Here is an 18,609-nt window from a genome sequence, read left to right on the forward strand (position 1 = left end):
CTCATTCACCATGCTTTTTACGATTTATAACCCGTTATTAAACCCACCATTTCCGTTATTGTGGTCATTCCCCGACTGATGCTGATCCAAACCATGATAATGACGATCCACTACGACATCTACGCCTGGATTCAAATAAGGATCCTGCATCATCCGTTGATGCTGCTCATTATGTAATCGTCTTGTTGCTTCATCTTGTCTCACAGAGTGCTGTACTCCATGCTTTCCAGCTTTTCTTATCCCCAAAATAACCGCAAATATAATGAATCCTATGAAAACCACATACAACGCCAGATTAATAAATACAGCCATACGATTCCCCCTCCCTCTCCATTATTGTAACGAATCTGCTTCCTAACGTTCCATTTGAATTGGTTGCGACTACTATTTGTTCGTACCGACCTGAGCCATTCAGTTCCGACCATTGCTATATGGTCAATGCCAACAACCCATCTGATGCAACTAATCTTGGGTTAAAATAATGAAAAGTGGTTTCCGATTTGGATTTTTTCCTTTCCCATGTTAAAACTGATCAGTTTTAGCACAAAGGAGAGGATGCAGCATGATTTGTTCCAGCTGTAGGCAAATCGTTGCCAATGTTAAAAAGAGATGTTCCTGCGGGCGCATTCCTGCTAAACGTGCAGATGTGTTCCTCGCACAATTAAATGGACTAATCCATGATGAAGAGTGGATTTCTCCTATAATTGTGATTCAAAATAACGTAGGAAATCTGCACTCCCCGACATTACAAATAGTGGCTACAAAAACTGCTGATAGTCATCCGCTATTCGTTAAAGAATTAACGGGTTATTCTGCAGAGGGAGCATTCAAGCTGAATGTTGATGTTAGTAAAATTATGACGATTGATAAGCAAGCTCGACTTTTGCAACCACTGGGAAGGCTGTCCAATTATATGATGAGCCAATTGGAAGGCATGCTAAAGGAATTGATTTATTAAGCTATTTGTTACAGGTAAGGTGATCCATTTGAATGAACCTACTCTAAAGATGCTGATTGTAGGGAGTGATGAGCAGTCAAGCATGTTAACGATGCTTCTGTCAAATATTCCGAACGTTGAAATTATTGAAGCAGTAGCTACCACCAAAGATTACGTGGATCGTATCATTGATCAACCTGATATTAATGCCGTTTTATTAAGTCATACTATAGATGGGGAATTGAATGCTATTGAAGCCTATCATAAACTCCGTTTACATGGCAGAATGGTTCCGACAGTTCTGATTACAAACCAATTATTATCTGCAAGCTATGTTGCTGACTTGGGTATTGTCGATATTTTAGAGACCCCCTTTACACTTGAACGACTTAAAATAGGGGTTGAAAAACAACGTTGGAGCATTAGGCAATATCAGTTTATATCTAGCGGCGGTTTATTCGTTCCTGTTGTTTCCAACGAGATTCAACTATTCACACCCAATGATATTTTATTTATTGAATCCATCAATCGAACGGTCTATGTTCATACCGCGAAAGGGGAAATGGAATCGAAAATCCCCATTAAAGTCTACGAAAATTATTTAATGTATCACGATTTCGTGTTAACACACCGCTCTTGCTTGATTAATCTTCATCAAATTGAACATATTCATGAAAACATTATTCGTTTTAAGCATGCTACTCAAACCGCTGTCATCACAGAAGACAAGAAAGCTTCCTTTACCAAGCAATTTCAAATTTTTATGAGCAAAGGGCTTAGGAATTAACATATTCCTTCGCCCTTTTGTAGTAGCTGAGCAGCGCCTTGCATATGTAACGGTAAACTTTCGTAATTGGTATAACACCAGTAGATTGCCAAACCTAATGCATCTGCTTGGTTTGTATCAAAATACAGAGGAGAGCCGAGATAACTATTCAAAAATTGAAACAATGTCTGCTTATTCCCGTTGGGTAGCTGTAAAATCTGTCTAACACCTTTGGTTCGCCAGACATGAACTTGCAGCGGCTTGCCAAAGCAAATGGAGTGGCTATGACATGTCACTTCTATCACGTATTGCAATACGGCAAGCTTACGGAAAGTCTGAACGTTTCGCTGAAACTGAATTTCCTCGCACACCACTTCATCAATTTCATATTCTCCAATCATTCCAGCTAACCATTTTTGGATTTGTTGAAGACGCTCGATATAATGCTGCTTTCCATTCAATTGGAGTAGACCATAAGCAATAACTTCGCAATGATCACGATGTATTTTCACTATGCAAAAACCAAAGCGGAGTAGGGATTGGTCGCAAAAAAGGACTCTCATTGGACCTTCTCTAGCTGCATTTCAAATATCATATAGTGCTTATAAAGCTGAACAAGTGCTTCCTCGTAAATCTCATCCCATTTTGTCGATTGAACGAGTATTGAGAACTGCTCGCTAGCATCTTGATTGAGAAGAGTGGGGACCTTATACAAGCTTGCTATTGATTTTTCCATCTTATAATACCCGTTCTGTATCAGCTCTAAAAATCCCGATTCTCGCAACGCTATCACTCTTCGGTGTACAGTATTACGGCTTATGCCCGTCATATCCTCTAATTGTCTAATGGAAAAATACACTTGCCCATTTTCATGGTACATGCGTCCCAAAATGATGATAGCCCAAGCCACTTGCTGCAAAACAGGGTCATACATTTCTTGAATTGTTCGAATATCCTCTGCATAAAAAACAACTTCTCTAGCTCTTGCCGCAAAAAACTTCTTGTCCTTGATGTAAATATGATGAACATCCGTTGCAACATCTCGTTTAATTTCTTGCTCACTGCTTTTGGATCGGTTCATTCGCCTTTCTCTGAGCGCCCACTCGGTAACTTTTTCAATGGTCTCTGACTCTGTCAGCCCTTGTTCTTTGTAATGGAGCGCAATGATAAACTGATAATAATGACGTCCCTTCTGTTGTTCAGCATCATACTGAGGAATACCATCTTCAAGTAATTTCTGAGCTGCAACGGATAACGCGGTGCTATTCAAATCAGCCTTTTTAGCCGATGGGACAAGTTGAGTCGCGCTTACTTCAATGCTCTGCTTGGAGCGTCCTATCGTCAAATCACTTTTTTGCAATCGTTCATCATCATCTAATCTTGTGTTACTTAAAAATTGAACTTGTTCTTTGGATATCGGTTGAATATTCAAGAAATACGCTACGGCATCTTCTATTGGCTGCAAATCATGCTGTAAGAAGGTTGTACGCACCATTGATTTCCGATGTATCGCAAATGGGAGCTTGATGCCACGACTATTTTCTTTCTGTTCAGGTCTCAGTTCAATCTTTCTGCCCTTATCACCAAGCTGCTGAATGATGTATTTGCCAAAAGACACTAATTTAGAGATGGGGACGGTTTCCTCAAAAAACATCCAGATATGCCACCCTTTTGAGCCACTATATTCAATATGCAGGTCTTCTGCCTTGAATCCAGCAGCTTTAAGCAATTGCAACAAATGCAATGGAATCGAGGGGTCATGTTCATCAACGTCAAAGCATAGAAACTTACTTGCCTGTCCAATGTAATAGCAACCAACGGTGCGTTTCCCCGTCAAATGAGACTTTACTGTACTGTCAACAAGCTTTTTAGTGGAAGTGCAGTATCTGGCTTGTTCGCCTTCTCCATATTGCTCAATAAAACGTGTACGCTCGCCAATGACAAGCTTATTTAATTGTTGTAATAGCGCTTCTTTCTGCGCTTGTATTTGTTGTTCTATCTTTTGTAGCATATATCATAATCTCCTTCAAACTATAAGTTATAAGCATCCATGCAGATTTAACTCGATGGTGAAAATCGGAACAGATGCCATGAGTAGAGACATTATATATGCGTAAAAAGCAAAGTCAAATTTCTATTTTTTTATACGGTTTGGGACATATCTTTATGGGACACAAGACTATATTTTTCTTCTTTCAAGAACCAGACCATCATTAAGCAAGAAACAAGAGATGGAACATAAACAATTAAAAATCTAGCCTTGGCAAGGGAATGGAAACCAGCTATACTGGTTGCTACAGATAATCTGGATAAAAATGGATTTTCGGTAGGGAGGATGAACTAATGGGCTTTGTTACACCACAGAACACAATTTTATTTGCCCTGTTTTTAATTGGGCTTTCTACGCTATATAAGTATTTAGAACGTAAGGTATTGCAAGACATGCATGAAACACCCGAAGCTTTTCAACATATCGGAAAAGGATTTCGTTCTCGTTATCAGCAACTATATCGTGACCAATCCGATGCACGCCATGTTCATTTTTTTGATGAGAACGCAATTAAAATAGAACTTCAAAAAATAAAGCCACATCGAGCAACAGTACCATCCAAGAAAGGAGAACAATAACCTCCATGGACTTGACCAATCAATCGGTAGCCTTTTATATACGCGGCGAAACGCCTCGAACCATTAATAAGCAATACCTGACCTTGCAGCAATTCTGTTACGATTATCAGGTTGCTTACGCGGATGTTATCGTACTTAAAGATATTGTCAAATCGGATGCGCCACGTCCAAGTCTCCAGTCTATTTTGGATGGTTCAACAAAAGTTGATGTATTAGTCGTTCAGTCTTATCACATTTTGCACATCGACCATGACCAGTTCTTAAATATCTCGGAGCAGTTGTTGAAACATGGTGTCTCATTGCTTATTATTAATGAACGAGAAGCTGGTGAAGCCATTTGAAATATTATGGAAAGTTATTTTTTACGAGTCAAAAATTATCTCTCTTACTGGCGATTGCTGTTCTTCTAGCTGTCGCCAGCTGGCTTGTATTTATTAAGTTTAGTTTGATTTATTGGTTTGTTCCTGCTGTCATCCTTGCAGTATTGCTATATGTAGATCTGTTGCATGCCGAACGTAAGTCTAGTGCGTTCATCTTAGAAAACGAGATTATTATTAATCGCGTGCTGGCGTTTGGCTTATTTGTCTATGTTTATCGTAAGCGATTAAGTGATGAGGAAGCTGACGCTATTCAGCATTTTTTAGATTTACTTGAAGCAACGAACAATCAGCCACTCAGCATTTCAGCCATTAATGAGCTTGTTCACTCACATATTATTTTTTATCGCTATGAGCCTGTTTTTTCTTGAAAAATGCTGCTTTTTATTTGGTAATCCAATATTATTAAGAGAATTTAATTGCATATACAGGTTGTTTCAATCTAGAGAGGTTGATTCTCATTAAAGGTATCTACCAAGTATGATGAGCTGCTTGTCATTTTTAAAATCAGTAATCCTATCCTATCTATCAGATACGATAGATACAACGGGAAGAATGGATATTGTAAATACAACAAACAAATACGTTCTAACCGAAATGACCGCTATATTCCATACCACCATTCCGTTTAATCGAACCATTTCATAAAATGTACTCAATGAATATAGTCTGACTGATAGCCAATCAAAGGAAATCACATAAAAAAAGCCAAGCCTTTGCGCTGATCCCTATCAGCATACAATCGGCTTGGCTATTTGCGCTTGTTTTACATCACATCATCGAGTTTTCGTAGTACCTCGTTCAGTTCTTCCTTACGATGCCTCGTGTAGATTTCTGTCGAAGATGTATGCTTGTGGCGCAGAAGTTCCTGCGCTTTTTTAATATTTCCTGTTTCGTCTATGATGCGTTTTGCAAATGTGTGACGTAACTGATGACAGGTGAACTGAACACCAGATGTTTTGCATACTCGCTGAATCATTTTAACAGCAGCTCGCTTACCAGCATGGGCTGATTTCCGACTGACAAATAAATAAGGACTGTCGGCAAATCTGCTTTTGGCACGTTCAACTATCCATTGGTCAATGGCTCCACGTAGCTCAGCACTTTCAAGCGCTAACTCCCCGTAAAACCCACCTTTGCCTTCTCGAATGATAACCTTTTGCTTGCCTGGTGTTCGGATAATGTCGGCAAGCTCTAAATTCAGCATTTCTTCCTGTCGCAGACCAAGATACAACATAAGATAAATCATGCATCTATCCCTATTTCTCAGAAAATCGCTCGGCTCTTTTTCTAACCCCTTACGGATATCCCTAATTTCGTTTTTATCCAAGAATTTTGGATCTTTCCAGCGTTCTATATCTGCCAATGCTTCATCCTTAACAGCAATGACTTCCTTTAATTTCCCTGTCGCTTGTAAATACTGAATCCATTTCCTTAAAGCGGCAAGCTTTCGATTAATACTTTTCGGATGGTTCTTTCTGATCGTTTTCAAATAAGATTTATATTCCAATATGAGCAGTTGTGTAACGATTTCCGATTGGTCAGGAAGAGCATCCCGCCATTGTATAAATTCATTTATTACAGCAGTATAGCCAGCAATTGTTTTCTGCCGCATCTCTTGTTGTTTAAGGTATAGGGTAAAGTCCAATCGGCTCATCTCCTTTTACATTCTGTGACCTATTTTTCTAAGACAGATGGCTCTTGTTATGAACATTCTGTACCCTATTATTGCATTAAAGGACACACAATCAAAATTGTGTGTCCTTTCAATATTAATTCATTTTATTATCCCTTGATCATCCAAGCTCTGTCTATACAACTCCAATGACCAAAAAACTCTTTCTCATTAAGTATTGATTGATAGATAGGCTTAAGAAAATCAACAAGATAAGTCATAATATCCTGAAATACAAACTGCTCCTCAATCCCTAAACGACGTACAAAAGCCACCCATTGTTTTGTCCGACTCTCATCCTCAACAAAGTCTGCAAATAAACAAAGGATGCTCTTTTTCCAATACTGTACCTCGTCGCTGGAATGTTTCAAACACTGCCTCGTAAAGAATGCGACCATCAAAATCATTAGTCGTTAGCAGGATATAGATATCATAAAAATCCTTCATCCGGCTGTTCATTACCGACAATGTAATCATCGCTTCAAATTTTTCTGAAATGACGGATTCCTTCGAGTAGGCTTGCACCTGTGGAGTTGCCATATCAAGCAAAACAGGGTAGTCGATTAGTTGTGGCTTCGGAACTACGACATCTCCAAATCCGATATCAAATTGCAAGCTCTTTTTCATTCGTCCTAGAGCTGTTACTTTGACTCTTACTCCCTCATAGTCAGCATCCTCTTTAATTCTCTCCGTTGTCATTTCATCCAATTGAAACATAATGCCATCTGAAGGAACGTCTATTGAGCAAATCGTAACAAACGACTCCCTTAATATTGCTAGCTCATTAGCAATCTGTCTGGCGAGAAAGTCAACATCTTTGGTTGGGCGAGCTTTGAATTGAGTTTGTGAGAATAGAAACAAGCCGCCTTTCAAAATAAATTTATCCCTGTAATCGGAGATGGACAAGCGATATAAAAAACGCTCTTGAAAATAAAGGAGAAGCAACGTATCAAATGATTTTCCTGATTTCTTCGCTATATTTTTCAAGCGTTCTGAAACAGAGGCGGGGATATTCTTAATCTCACTCATCAAATCAGCACCTCCAGATACTTTTGCAAAACGGTTCGAATCCGCAGCTTATCAGCATAAGAGACAAGCCTTGTTATATTTTTATGACGGGATTGAAGGTAATTCCTCAATCCTTCTTTCATCAAGTCAATTCCAATTTTCTCACGATAGCGCACCATGTCACAGATTGTTTTTTCACGGTCATAGATCTTAACAGTTGAGCCGTCAATATCAACTTCATCAATTCCAATGTGGTACTGAGCATCTGCCAAATAAATTACTTTGATAGGAGGGTAATCAGGAAGCTTTGGCTTTTTACTATCCCGATGAATGGCAATTTGATATTCCCAAGGATTGTAGGTTGTCAGTTCATAGTAGGAGAGGGCAGAGAGAAGACAGATAACCCCCTTGGGAACCAGCTTTGATACCTCTACCATTTCATTAGGCGATTCATTAACTTTACCAGCCTGTCGGTAAACCCCTTGCTTCACTCGTTCAATTTCTCCAACAGACTCCAGTTTTTTTATGTAATAAGGCGATATGCCAGCCGTAATAAAATCTTTTGTTCGTGCGAAGCCATGATGTTCTTCCAGCACTTGCATTGCCGTAGTAATAATTTGTTCGTTCATGCACTCACCACCATTCACAGATAGATAAAGAAAAATCTCATCATAAAAATATTCGAGATTGCTTTATGATTCCCTTTTATTATTCACAAAAACTTCTGCACTTAGACGTAAAAGCAGAAAAACACCCTATATCCGCTGATGGGGTATAGGGCTTCCAAATTTAATTGATTGTTTCTTATAGGTCTTTATTCCAGTTTTTAATAAAAAGTATTTTATTTTTAGCTAGTTGTAGAACGGTTCTATCTGAAATTAACTTCCCTGTCTCTTTTTTATAGGAATTCACTTTATCTATCGCTATAAATATTTGTTTGTTGCTCTTGTTATAAATCTCCACAATATTTTCGAGTGCATTATTCTCAATATTTTTCATGAGAGGTAAGTCGTGTACTAGTGCAGGCAAGCATGTCAGCTCCAAAAGAGCTATATCAAAAGTAATTAAATTGGCAAAAGCAGTCCCAGTTCCAGTATCTCCAAAGGTATTAAATGAGTATCTCTCCCCTTGAATAGATAACACTGGAGCGCGTCTGTTGTCTGAATAAATTTCTTTATTTAATTTACCCATTTGAACGTTAATTTGATTGCATATTTCAGTCAAGATTGCCTCTCTGTATATATCCAAGTTTTCTTTTGCAGTTTTCATCGAAATTTCAATAGTTTTCTTCTTTGTATAAAATCCATTTTCATCAGTAAGTTGTTTTATTTTTGATGCAACTTCTACAACCTTTTCAACCGTATACTTAGGCGCATTTTTAATGCTAAGTTTTTCTTTGATAAGTTTATCAATATCTGCGATTTCATTATTCAGTATAGATAATTGCGTATTAATCTCTTTTGCAGTATTTTTCAGCTCCTCTTTCAAAATGGAAGTAATTGATGAGTGGAAATTATCAACCATTATCACACGCTCAATATTAAAGTTGGGAAAATATTCAATCAGCTGTTCCAATTCTGAGCTTGCATTTATATTCTTGTTCTCAATGTTTGTTAACGTTCTTTTCAAACGACTCTCAAATATATTCTTTTGTGTAACTAAGCTGCTTTTTTTCTTTTTAAGGTCAAGAATATCCTTTGAGACAAGTGCTTCAATATCTAATGCAGCGCTGACTATGCTCTCTTTTAATTTTGTCAGTTCATCATTAAGCAATTCGATTTTTTTCTCGTTTTGTCCGAAAAGACTTTTGCTGATATTAGGTATTAATTCTTTTTTTGCAGCTGCAGCTAAGACAGTCTTCTCCTCTGATAACTTGGTAATTTGTTTTTCAAATCCAGCAATTTCACTATATTTATTGAAAAGCTTTACCAATGCAACAACAGAGTCCTTTTGTCGCTCTTTCTCAAAATATTGGATTGGTTTTCTTTCATTTAGATTTTCTTTCCCGTAGATTCTGAAGTATCTTCCAACAATATTTCGAAATGATAATTCTTCGATTTGACACTTATATTTCTCCTGAAGAAATTTGGTATATGCTTCAATTTTAATATTAGTTTGAGCCTGAAAATTTTCATCGCATACTGTTACAAACTTGTACTCAGAAGTAGTTCGATAAAAGAAGTATTCATCCTCATCAAAAATAAACGAAAACTTAAATACGTGATGACCTAAGTTGTCGACAGCATCATGGTTTTTCTTGATATAATCATCGCCACCAAAAACAAAATCTATAATCATTAGCATTGTAGACTTACCAATGGAGTTTGAGGCAATCCCATCACCAGCTATAACATTCAAGCCTTTGTGAAAAACCACGCGCTGTTCAACAAATTTATCACAAATGATTTGCTTTAACATATCGAATCACCTTCAGTTCCTCATCAATTTCTATTTTTTCAAGAGCAAATAAAACGTCTAAAGCTAATATAAATTGGTTAACATCTTCAAACTTGTGAGATGTTTTTTCAAACAGACTTTCCACACTGTCATCTGCTACACTTAGAATCTCCAATATATAAACTAATTTTGATATGACGCTATCTTTAAATGGTATTAGCTTATTAGGAAGTATCAAGAAAACACCTCACAGTCTTGAACAAAAAAAGCAATCACTATCTCACATGCTCTTCTAGAACAATGGTCTGTCTTTTCATCTAACCATTTTACAAGCGCATTATATATGTATTCTTGATTGGTATCTGTTTGCATGCACTTCCAATAAAAACTTTTAACTTGCGATGCAAGTGTATCAAACTTATGTGGAGTAACTTGATCCATTGTCACAAATATATTTCTGATAAAATCGAAGTAATCAACTGCGTCATTTTTTATTTTTCGTTTAAGAATGAAAGGAAGCGAATCATTTGTTTTCTCATCGATTTTTAAAGACTCATAACTTAGAGTGGTGATATCCCCGTCAATAGTTTGCAGTTTTTCTAATACAACAGCGATTTCTGATTCAATATTGAACAAGTAATACGTACTTCTGAGTTGGGCATCTTGCAAAAGACCTTTTTTTAGTTTTACCCATTTATTATACTCTTCAACAGTACGTGGACTGTCAAAACGACCGTGACATTTTGAACAAACTGCAATTACATTTTTCAAATCGTTAACATCATCAGACAACCTCTCCTCAAATTTCAACAAATCTACCTCATTAGGTAACGGATTAGCTGGATAGATATGTGCCACCTCAAAGGACTTGTATATCCTGCCCTTTTTTCTATGAGTAAGCCCATCCGTACATATAGGACAGTAACCATCGACTTCGTTAAATAAAAGCATTTTTTCATTATCGGTAAACAATCGTCTATTATCCTGCATATATAACCCTCACTTACAGTTCAGTAGCATTACTAAATAAATGATAGTCGAATCATGTAGAGTCATTCGACATGTATCCATATTATTCCTCCATATCTTGCAGAAAGTTCTGCACGTTGAGTCAAGAGCAGAAAAAATATTCACCGAATCATCGAGTGTTATAAACGAAATTCCATTTTTAGAATACTTCTTATACAGCAGCAGGTTTTTCCAGGAACGCTGTCGAAACAAGTAACTTATGGATGCAACCAACTTAAATTTATTGGCGAACTTTAAGGGGAAATCTCTATGAGAGACAAATATTCAGAATTTATTGAAGAAACATTCAAATTAAATCCTGTGCTTGTAGTTGGAAGTGGGACCTCTGCAGGTGCTGGAATTTCTGGCATGTGGAAGTTAGCTGAATTTTTAACTAAACATGTAAACCCAGATAAACTGAACATCCAAGAACAAATCGTGTGGGAAGATATTAAATCAAAGTTGACTAAAGGAAAGGGGCTTGAAGAAGTACTCCAGAATTCTGGAGAAGCTGTTAGTGATGCGTTATTAAAACAAATAATTCAACAGACTTGGTGTTGCATATCATCTGATGAGCAAAAACTATTGCTGGATATATCCACCAACTCTGATCCTACTGGTTTTGTTCGATACTTTTCCAAATATATGACGTCCAACACCAGAATTCTCCATGTAGTGACAACAAATTATGACCACCTTATTGAATGGTCGGCTTCAAAAGCAGGTTGGAAGGTGTGGGATGGATTTGACGAAGGTTCAATCGGTTCTCCGCTTCCTGTAAGCAGATTAAATGAGCAAATGATTCGAACCATAAGGAACGGTCGAACTCCTAATAATATAACACAGCCTCACTTGCGAGTTTACAAGCCTCATGGTTCACTAAGCTGGTTCAAAATTCCTAATGGTGATGTGATGAAAGTGCCTGGAGTCAGTACTCATTTGCTACCGCTATTAGAACAAGTTCAACTATCACCAACAATTGTAACGCCTGGAACAGGAAAGTATCTTGAGACACACATGGAGCCGTATAATACGGTGTTCTCAGAAATGAGACAAGTTCTAAGTGGATGTAACGCCCTGATGTTCTTAGGATTTGGGTTTAATGACCTACACATTCAAGGTAGTTTTGAACCGTTATTACGAAATGAATCTATTCCAAAAATAATCTTGGCAATGGAATTATCAAGTACTGCTAGAGTCTTAATTGAAAGGAAACTTATCAGAAATTTCATTGCAATTCAAAAAGCAGACCAATACAGTGAGATTATTAGTGATAAATTCGAGCCGTTTATTCTAGAGGAACCAAATCATTGGACGCTAACCGAACTTTTAAATCAAGCATGGGGGGCTGTATCATATGCAACAACGCCTAGATCTATTTAATATTAGTAATGAGTACTTCGTAGGGTATGTTAATAAAGTTGATAGTTATCGTGTTAATGTTTCAACATCTAACGAGGAACAACTCCGAAAAGTTAATGTTAACGGCTATGTCATTTTGAACACTGCTGATCCTAATACTCGTTTAGTTGGTCGCATCGAACGGGTCATTCGTCTAGAGTATGAAAATGAGGAAGATTCGTCTGATAATAGTAGCAATGTTAATAATGATGTTACCATAAATGCTCTAGGCACCCTGAAAGGACCTCGCGCCGGTAGAGAAAGTCCATCATTTACGAGGGCAGTAGAAAACCTCCCTGAAATCGGGGCAGAATGTTATTTGCTGTACAGTGAATATCTTACTTTATTTACGGGACTAATCGCTGACGAAACTGCTAAAACAAAACTCCCTTTGTCGTTGGGTACATATACAATGGCTGCTAATGCTCATGCATTACTAGATGGAAATGCTTTTTTTCAAAGACACGCCATGGTTGTCGGCTCCACAGGATCAGGAAAATCATGGACTGTAGCAAAGATAATTGAGCAAGTCGCGGGTCTTAAAAATTCTAATATGATTGTATTTGATTTGCATGGAGAGTATGAGCCTTTAGCTAAGCATCCTAATATCACACGATATCGAATTGCTGGACCAGGAGATTTGGATAATCCGAAAGAAGATGTTCTTTTTCTCCCGTATTGGTTGCTCGGTTATGAAGATATGCTTGCTCTTATTCTAGATAGAAGTGACGAAAACGCACCAAATCAAGCTATGGCTTTTAGTAATGCTGTAATTAATGCCAAAAAATCTGTTCTTGAAACTGAGAAGATGTATAAAGAACTTGATACGTTTACAATTGACAGTCCTGTCCCCTATAGTTTGGATGATGTTGTAAAAGCAATTACCGAACTAAACGAACAAAAAGTTGAGGGTTCAAGAGGACCTGTCAACGGTCCATTTAATGGTAAGTTTAATCGGTTTTTGCCTAGACTCCAATCAAAGCGCAGTGATAGACGGCATGGATTTTTGTTCTCACTAAGCCAACAGCAACTTGCAGTTAATTATTTAGATAGCTTGGTCGAAAAGCTCATGAGAGCAAATACAGAAAGTTCACAAGGAATAAAAATTATTGATTTTAGTGAGGTTCCTTCGGATATATTACCAATTGTTTTAAGCTTAGTAGCTCGTTTAGTCTTTCAGGTTCAACAATGGTCTGATAGTACGACAAGACACCCCATTGCACTGGTTTGTGATGAAGCACATTTATATTTGCCTAATCGCTTGGCTGCTGATGCAGCAGAAGCGCGCGCATTAGCCCATTTTGAGCGGATTGCAAAAGAAGGACGTAAATATGGAGTTAGCTTACTTATTATTAGTCAGCGTCCGTCTGAACTAAATACTACTGTAATGAGTCAGTGCAATAATGTTGTCGCTCTTCGGTTATCAAATCAATCAGATAAAAGCGCGGTAGCAAACCTGCTTCCAGAAAATCTGGGGGGGATTCAAGATCAACTTCCAACGCTTGGAGTCGGAGAAGCAATTGTTGTGGGTGATTCCTGTTTACTTCCCAGCAGAATAAAAATTCAAAAACCAGAGTATCAACCTAATTCAGGTTCAGTGAAATTCTGGGACGAATGGAGCGAATCTGTTAAAATACAAAATCTTGATTTGGCAGTTCAAAATTTAAGAAGACAAAACAGTACTAAAGAGTAATTTTTTATAAAGCTGCAATTCTTATTTTATTCTCCATTTTGAACTATTCGGAAATTCCGAACAGTTACTGTTTACCGTATGAACTTACACGCTCACAGAAAATTATAGCATTTTAACTAAAAGCAGTTGTCAAGTATAACTCGACAACTGCTTTTGCATCTCCTATTTCATCCAATCCCCTAAAATTCTCCCCACCAGTGTAACTAACATCTCTTCGATGTACTTAGTTAAGGCTGCCGCATTAAAATATTTCAAGCTCACTCCAAAAAACCAACTAAATCAACGTTTCCCGCGGCTTCCTCTTCGGTGTGTTTCAAACCACATCTCCTTGGAAATATGATTACGTACGGTCTTCTCGCTGATAAATAGTTGCCCCGCAATGTCGCGCGTCGTTTTATCCTGCACGAGGAGTTCGAAAACTTCCCGCTCACGATGAGTCAACAGAAATTTGCTGTTACGATCGCTGCTCTTCAAAATGCGTCACCCCTCCTTGCTCGGGTTTTGTGGTATAACAAGGTTAAGGGATACAGTCAAAACATATTATGAAAAAAACAGAGCAAGGGTGCGATACTAAGTAAAAATGGGCTGCCTCAGCAGCCCATTCGCCTATTTGAACGCCATAGCGGCATGAACCGCCTTTTTCCAGCCATCATACAACGCCTTGCGCTCATTCTGACTCATCGCTGGTACAAATCGCCGTTCCACGCTCCATATACGGCGAATTTCATCAAGGTCCCGCCAATATCCGACAGCAAGCCCTGCCAGATAGGCTGCACCTAGTGCGGTCGTTTCCCGTACAGCTGGACGTTCTACCGGAACATCGAGTATATCGCTTTGGAACGCCATCAGGAACGTATTCGAGACCGCTCCCCCGTCCACTCGCATCGTATTTACCTTGTAGCCGCAATCCTTTTCCATTGCCACGAGAATGTCCTTTGTCTGATAAGCCAAGGATTCCAGGGTTGCGCGGATAAAATGCTCTTTACTCGTTCCCCTCGTCAGGCCGAATACAGCGCCTCGAACGTCGCTGTCCCAATAAGGGCTGCCCAGACCGACAAAAGCAGGTACCACATAAACCCCCTCTGTGGACTGGACGCGTTCGGCATACCTCTCGCTATCCCCGGCTTCCCGGAACATTCTTAGACCGTCTCTTAGCCATTGTATGGCTGAACCCGATACAAAGATACTCCCTTCGAGCGCGTATTCAACCTTTCCGCTAATCCCCCAAGCAATCGATGTAATCAGTCCATGCTCCGACGAGACTGGCTTTGTTCCCGTATTCATTAGCATGAAACAGCCTGTGCCGTACGTCGTTTTCACCATGCCCTGCTCAAAGCAGTTTTGTCCAAAAAGAGCTGCCTGCTGGTCACCCGCCGCCCCGGCAATCGGTACCTCATGTCCGAAAAAATGATAGGATGCCGTTTGCCCATAAATCTCTGAGGATGAGCGGACTTCGGGGAGCATAGCCTTCGGCACGTTGAGCAATCCAAGCAGTTCTTCATCCCAGCACAGCTCATGGATGTTAAACATCAAGGTCCGTGATGCATTGGAGTAGTCGGTCACATGCACCTTCCCGCCTGTCAGCTTCCAAATGAGCCACGAATCAATCGTGCCGAAGAGCAGCTCCCCCTTTTCCGCTCGCTCCCTGGCTCCCTCAACATGATCCAATATCCACTTCACTTTCGTTCCCGAGAAATAGGGATCGATCAGCAGCCCCGTCTTCTGCTGGAATACCCGGTCATGGCCCGCCGCCTTAAGCTCTTCGCAAATATCCGCCGTCTGGCGGGATTGCCACACAACGGCATTGTAAATATGATTTCCGGTCTCCTTCTCCCAAATGATTGTCGTTTCCCTCTGGTTTGTTATACCGATCCCGGCAACCTGCCCCGGCTTCACTCCCGACTCCGATAAGCAGGAAGCAATCACCGCGAGCGTAGAGCCCCAAATTTCATTGGGGTTGTGTTCCACCCATCCGGGTTTCGGAAAATGCTGGGGAAATTCACGCTGCGCCAGATGCACTATCTCTCCCTGCTTATTAAACAGAATTGCCCGCGTGCTCGTGGTTCCCTGGTCTAGGGCAAGTATATATTGTTCCATAAACATCCTCCACTCTTCGATCTTTACTTTTCAGCAGCATGTAAATTACATAATTGCAAATATTCAAAATTAGAAATTCAGAATTAGAGTAATATTAACCTTATTCTACCTCGACAGCCGATTACGTTACAAATGAAAAAGCATTACCAAGCACATCAACAACACGAGTAACAACCACAGTAAAAAACAAGTACAAGCAGCAGCATGAATAAAAAAAGAGCACCTTCAGGTGCTCAACCAACTGCTGTCATCCAGCTCATGTTCCGTTTCAAAATTCCGTTTCCTTCACCTTGAGGCGTCCCGCCTTGTCAAATTTGACTATAATCCGCTCCAGTACTTCCTTCTCGTGCTCGTCCAGGCAAGCAAAATAATAAGCGAGCACCTCCCTAGATTTCCTGCGGGCTTGCTCGTATACTTCCTTGCCATGCCGAGTAATCGACAACAAAACGGCCCGGCGATCCTGTTCATCATGCTTGCGTTCCACATAGCCGTTCTGAACAAGGCGATTGATCATGACTGTGATCGCACTTGGCTTTACAACGAGCGCTTCTGCCAAATAAGTGACATTACAGCTTTGCTCCTTAGCAATGAGCGATAGCATATGAAACTGCGGCCCTGTTAATTGTATCTCGCGGTGCTGCATGATTTCATTTCGCAGCTTTTTAATAACCATAGAATATTTCGATTGAAGGCGGTCGATATATTGATCAAGATTCGGATCCACGCTATTCCTATTCCTCCTCTTCGGGCAAACATACGGGTTACTTCAAGCCAGCTACGGCTATGCAGCACATAGCAGCTATCGTTTAACACGTAGTTTTTTAACACATATAAGTGTATTATGTGCCCTCTGAAATTACAAGGAACATCGTTTCAGAAATGTCACATTAGCACCAAGAAAACTCCTTGCATTATAAAGTGGAATATTTTATTATGTACTAAAATAGTTTTCATCATTTAAGCAAAAATAACAAAAATTATTTTCTTACTTACTGTATTCTCCTATAGGAAGAAGGTGAACCTAAATTCTTACTCCTATTCTGCATGCGTTGTCTACTCAGCTGAACACCTTGCCACCACAAGAAAAACGCCTGGCAGAACATATTTTGAATGCTCCTGCATCAGTAATCCATATGGGCATTACCGATCTTGCTGAGAAGTGCGGAATTAGTCCTTCCACGGTGACAAGATTTTGCAAGTCGTTTCATTTTAAAGGTTTCCCTGATTTAAAAATGAAGCTAGCTTTCGAGTTGGCCCATAAACCATCGGAAAGCCACTATCAGGATATTATCGCTGGCAATGATCTGCACAAAATCGTGCAGGCGATGGAGGCGAATCATCTTGCTTCGATTACCGACACGACGCGCCTACTGGATATTTCCCAGCTGCAAAAAGCGGTAGAGACCCTTTGCCGGGCAAAACGGATCGATCTCTATGGTGTCGCCACCTCCTCGGTCATCGCGCAGGATTTTTACCAGAAACTCATTCGAATTGGCAAAAATTGTACCGCCTTTGCGGATTCTCACATGCAAATCACATCTGCGTCCAGTTTAAGCGAGGGGGATGCGGCACTGGCCATCTCCTATTCCGGAGAAACGCCGGAAACGATAGACGCGCTGCGCTGCGCCAAAGACAGCGGGGCCGTTACCTTATCCTTAACCCAATATGGGAGCAGCACCCTTGCATCGCTCGCCGACATCTCTTTATTCTCCTCGTCATTGGAGGAAGGTATGCGCCGGGGCGACATGGCATCAAGAATTGCCCAGCTCCATGTGATCGATATTTTATTTACAGGAATGGTAAGTCTGGAATTTACGGATTATACACCAAAGCTGAAAAACTCATATCAGAACGTACAAATCTATCGCAAGACTACAGGAGGTTAATAATGATGTTCAATATTATTAAAGTAGAGAATGAGCAGCAATTCAATGAGACCGGAGCAGGAATTATTGCCAGTCTGCTGCAAACGAATCCGCGTGCCAAGCTAGGCCTAGCAACCGGGGGCACTCCTGTCGGGGTGTACAAACATCTGATCGAACTGCATAGACAAGGGGTTGTTAGCTTTAAGGAAGCCCGCAGCTACAACCTTGATGAATATATTGGCCTGCAGGAGGATCATCCGGAAAGCTACCGCAGATTTATGAACGAGAAGCTGTTCAATCATGTAGACATAGATTTAAACAACACGCATGTGCCATCAGGCGTATCCGGCGATGGGCATAAAGCCGCAGAACAATATACGGAACTTTTGGAGCAAGCAGGCCAAATAGATTTACAGCTTCTCGGCCTCGGTCATAACGGACATATCGGATTCAATGAGCCTGCTGAAGAGTTAAAGGCAACGACACACGTCGTGGAGCTGGATGAAGTGACCCGCAAAGCCAATGCGCGTTATTTCAGCTCAATTGACGAAGTACCGACTCACGCGATTACGATGGGGATCGGCTCCATTTTAAAAGCTAAGCAAATTCTACTAATGGCCAAAGGAGCCGATAAGGCTGAAATTGTAGCCAAAGCACTTAAAGGTCCAATCACGACGCAATGCCCAGCTTCTTTGCTGCAGCTTCATCCAAATGTCGTCGTTATTGTGGATCAGGACGCCGGGAGGCTGTTATAACG

Annotated in this window: 21 protein-coding genes; 9 read left to right on the top strand and 12 right to left on the bottom strand. The window is 39.9% G+C overall.

Annotated features, from left to right (window positions below; translation table 11 throughout):
- Positions 1-24 precede the first annotated feature (24 nt).
- Positions 25-312 (bottom strand): hypothetical protein, encoded by a 288-nt coding sequence (locus G358_RS0117425; RefSeq protein ID WP_019638526.1) that lies wholly within the window; start codon positions 310-312, stop codon positions 25-27.
- A 250-nt stretch (positions 313-562) separates the two neighbouring features.
- On the opposite strand from G358_RS0117425, the gene G358_RS0117430 reads away from it, so the two are divergent.
- Together G358_RS0117430 and G358_RS0117435 are read left to right on the top strand one after the other, a co-directional pair.
- The gene (locus G358_RS0117430; protein WP_019638527.1) at positions 563-958 is read left to right on the top strand and encodes a type II toxin-antitoxin system PemK/MazF family toxin; all 396 of its coding nucleotides are present in this window, start codon (positions 563-565) and stop codon (positions 956-958) included.
- A gap of 19 nt (positions 959-977) precedes the next feature.
- The gene (locus G358_RS0117435; protein WP_240480058.1) at positions 978-1,724 is read left to right on the top strand and encodes a LytR/AlgR family response regulator transcription factor; all 747 of its coding nucleotides are present in this window, start codon (positions 978-980) and stop codon (positions 1,722-1,724) included.
- Here G358_RS0117435 and G358_RS0117440 read toward each other — a convergent pair.
- A complete protein-coding gene (locus tag G358_RS0117440; RefSeq protein WP_019638529.1) occupies positions 1,721-2,266 on the bottom strand; it encodes a crossover junction endodeoxyribonuclease RuvC in 546 nt (181 codons plus the stop codon). The genes G358_RS0117435 and G358_RS0117440 overlap by 4 nt on opposite strands.
- Positions 2,263-3,714, bottom strand: coding sequence for a TOTE conflict system archaeo-eukaryotic primase domain-containing protein (locus G358_RS0117445; protein WP_019638530.1), 1,452 nt, complete (start codon positions 3,712-3,714; stop codon positions 2,263-2,265). The genes G358_RS0117440 and G358_RS0117445 overlap by 4 nt, the downstream gene beginning before the upstream one ends.
- A 332-nt stretch (positions 3,715-4,046) precedes the next feature.
- Here G358_RS0117445 and G358_RS0117450 point away from each other — a divergent pair, with 332 nt between their 5' ends.
- Genes G358_RS0117450 through G358_RS0117460 form a run of 3 tightly spaced genes read left to right on the top strand, consistent with a single transcriptional unit; the run spans position 4,047 to position 5,079 of the window.
- Positions 4,047-4,331, top strand: coding sequence for a hypothetical protein (locus G358_RS0117450; RefSeq protein WP_019638531.1), 285 nt, complete (start codon positions 4,047-4,049; stop codon positions 4,329-4,331).
- Positions 4,332-4,336: 5 nt separating this feature from the next.
- Complete coding sequence (locus tag G358_RS0117455; RefSeq protein ID WP_019638532.1) at positions 4,337-4,672, top strand: recombinase family protein; 336 nt, start codon at positions 4,337-4,339, stop codon at positions 4,670-4,672.
- Positions 4,669-5,079: a hypothetical protein gene (locus G358_RS0117460; protein ID WP_019638533.1), complete on the top strand. Its 411-nt coding sequence runs from the start codon at positions 4,669-4,671 to the stop codon at positions 5,077-5,079. The genes G358_RS0117455 and G358_RS0117460 overlap by 4 nt, the downstream gene beginning before the upstream one ends.
- Positions 5,080-5,474: 395 nt before the next feature.
- On the opposite strand, the gene G358_RS0117465 is transcribed toward G358_RS0117460, so the two are convergent.
- From G358_RS0117465 to G358_RS0117490, 6 genes are all read right to left on the bottom strand, one after another.
- Complete coding sequence (locus G358_RS0117465) at positions 5,475-6,356, bottom strand: tyrosine-type recombinase/integrase (protein ID WP_019638534.1); 882 nt, start codon at positions 6,354-6,356, stop codon at positions 5,475-5,477.
- Between the two features lie 327 nt (positions 6,357-6,683).
- Positions 6,684-7,412 carry a nucleotidyl transferase AbiEii/AbiGii toxin family protein gene (locus G358_RS31330; RefSeq protein WP_019638535.1) on the bottom strand — a complete coding sequence of 243 codons (729 nt, stop codon included), beginning with the start codon at positions 7,410-7,412 and terminating at the stop codon, positions 6,684-6,686.
- Complete coding sequence (locus G358_RS0117475; protein WP_019638536.1) at positions 7,412-8,020, bottom strand: type IV toxin-antitoxin system AbiEi family antitoxin domain-containing protein; 609 nt, start codon at positions 8,018-8,020, stop codon at positions 7,412-7,414. Before G358_RS0117475 ends, G358_RS31330 begins: the two co-directional genes overlap by 1 nt.
- Positions 8,021-8,195: 175 nt before the next feature.
- Complete coding sequence (locus tag G358_RS0117480) at positions 8,196-9,809, bottom strand: DUF2326 domain-containing protein (protein ID WP_019638537.1); 1,614 nt, start codon at positions 9,807-9,809, stop codon at positions 8,196-8,198.
- Positions 9,787-10,026: an ABC-three component system middle component 7 gene (locus tag G358_RS0117485; protein WP_019638538.1), complete on the bottom strand. Its 240-nt coding sequence runs from the start codon at positions 10,024-10,026 to the stop codon at positions 9,787-9,789. The genes G358_RS0117480 and G358_RS0117485 overlap by 23 nt, the downstream gene beginning before the upstream one ends.
- The gene (locus tag G358_RS0117490; protein ID WP_019638539.1) at positions 10,023-10,778 is read right to left on the bottom strand and encodes an ABC-three component system protein; all 756 of its coding nucleotides are present in this window, start codon (positions 10,776-10,778) and stop codon (positions 10,023-10,025) included. Before G358_RS0117490 ends, G358_RS0117485 begins: the two co-directional genes overlap by 4 nt.
- A gap of 288 nt (positions 10,779-11,066) precedes the next feature.
- Between G358_RS0117490 and G358_RS0117495 the strand changes: the two genes are divergently transcribed.
- Entirely contained in the window at positions 11,067-12,179 is a 1,113-nt protein-coding gene (locus G358_RS0117495; protein ID WP_019638540.1) for an SIR2 family protein, read from the top strand.
- Positions 12,154-13,890, top strand: a complete 1,737-nt coding sequence (locus G358_RS0117500) for an ATP-binding protein (RefSeq protein WP_019638541.1) — start codon at positions 12,154-12,156, stop codon at positions 13,888-13,890. The genes G358_RS0117495 and G358_RS0117500 overlap by 26 nt, the downstream gene beginning before the upstream one ends.
- Before the next feature lie 279 nt (positions 13,891-14,169).
- Here G358_RS0117500 and G358_RS30355 read toward each other — a convergent pair whose 3' ends face one another.
- The 3 genes from G358_RS30355 to G358_RS0117515 all read right to left on the bottom strand — a co-directional run bounded on the left by G358_RS30355 (position 14,170) and on the right by G358_RS0117515 (position 16,711).
- On the bottom strand, positions 14,170-14,364 hold the full coding sequence (locus G358_RS30355; protein WP_019638542.1) for a LuxR C-terminal-related transcriptional regulator: 195 nt from the start codon (positions 14,362-14,364) through the stop codon (positions 14,170-14,172).
- A 132-nt stretch (positions 14,365-14,496) separates the two neighbouring features.
- Positions 14,497-15,987 carry a glycerol kinase GlpK gene (glpK, locus tag G358_RS0117510; RefSeq protein WP_019638543.1) on the bottom strand — a complete coding sequence of 497 codons (1,491 nt, stop codon included), beginning with the start codon at positions 15,985-15,987 and terminating at the stop codon, positions 14,497-14,499.
- Positions 15,988-16,255: 268 nt separating this feature from the next.
- Entirely contained in the window at positions 16,256-16,711 is a 456-nt protein-coding gene (locus tag G358_RS0117515) for a MarR family winged helix-turn-helix transcriptional regulator (protein WP_019638544.1), read from the bottom strand.
- A gap of 301 nt (positions 16,712-17,012) precedes the next feature.
- Here G358_RS0117515 and G358_RS0117520 point away from each other — a divergent pair, with 301 nt between their 5' ends.
- On the top strand, positions 17,013-17,873 hold the full coding sequence (locus G358_RS0117520) for a MurR/RpiR family transcriptional regulator (protein WP_033404178.1): 861 nt from the start codon (positions 17,013-17,015) through the stop codon (positions 17,871-17,873).
- Between the two features lie 5 nt (positions 17,874-17,878).
- Positions 17,879-18,607 carry a glucosamine-6-phosphate deaminase gene (nagB, locus tag G358_RS0117525; protein WP_026342324.1) on the top strand — a complete coding sequence of 243 codons (729 nt, stop codon included), beginning with the start codon at positions 17,879-17,881 and terminating at the stop codon, positions 18,605-18,607.
- The last annotated feature ends 2 nt before the right edge of the window (positions 18,608-18,609 follow it).

It is taken from the genome of Paenibacillus fonticola DSM 21315 (assembly GCF_000381905.1).
GTDB lineage: Bacteria > Bacillota > Bacilli > Paenibacillales > Paenibacillaceae > Fontibacillus > Fontibacillus fonticola.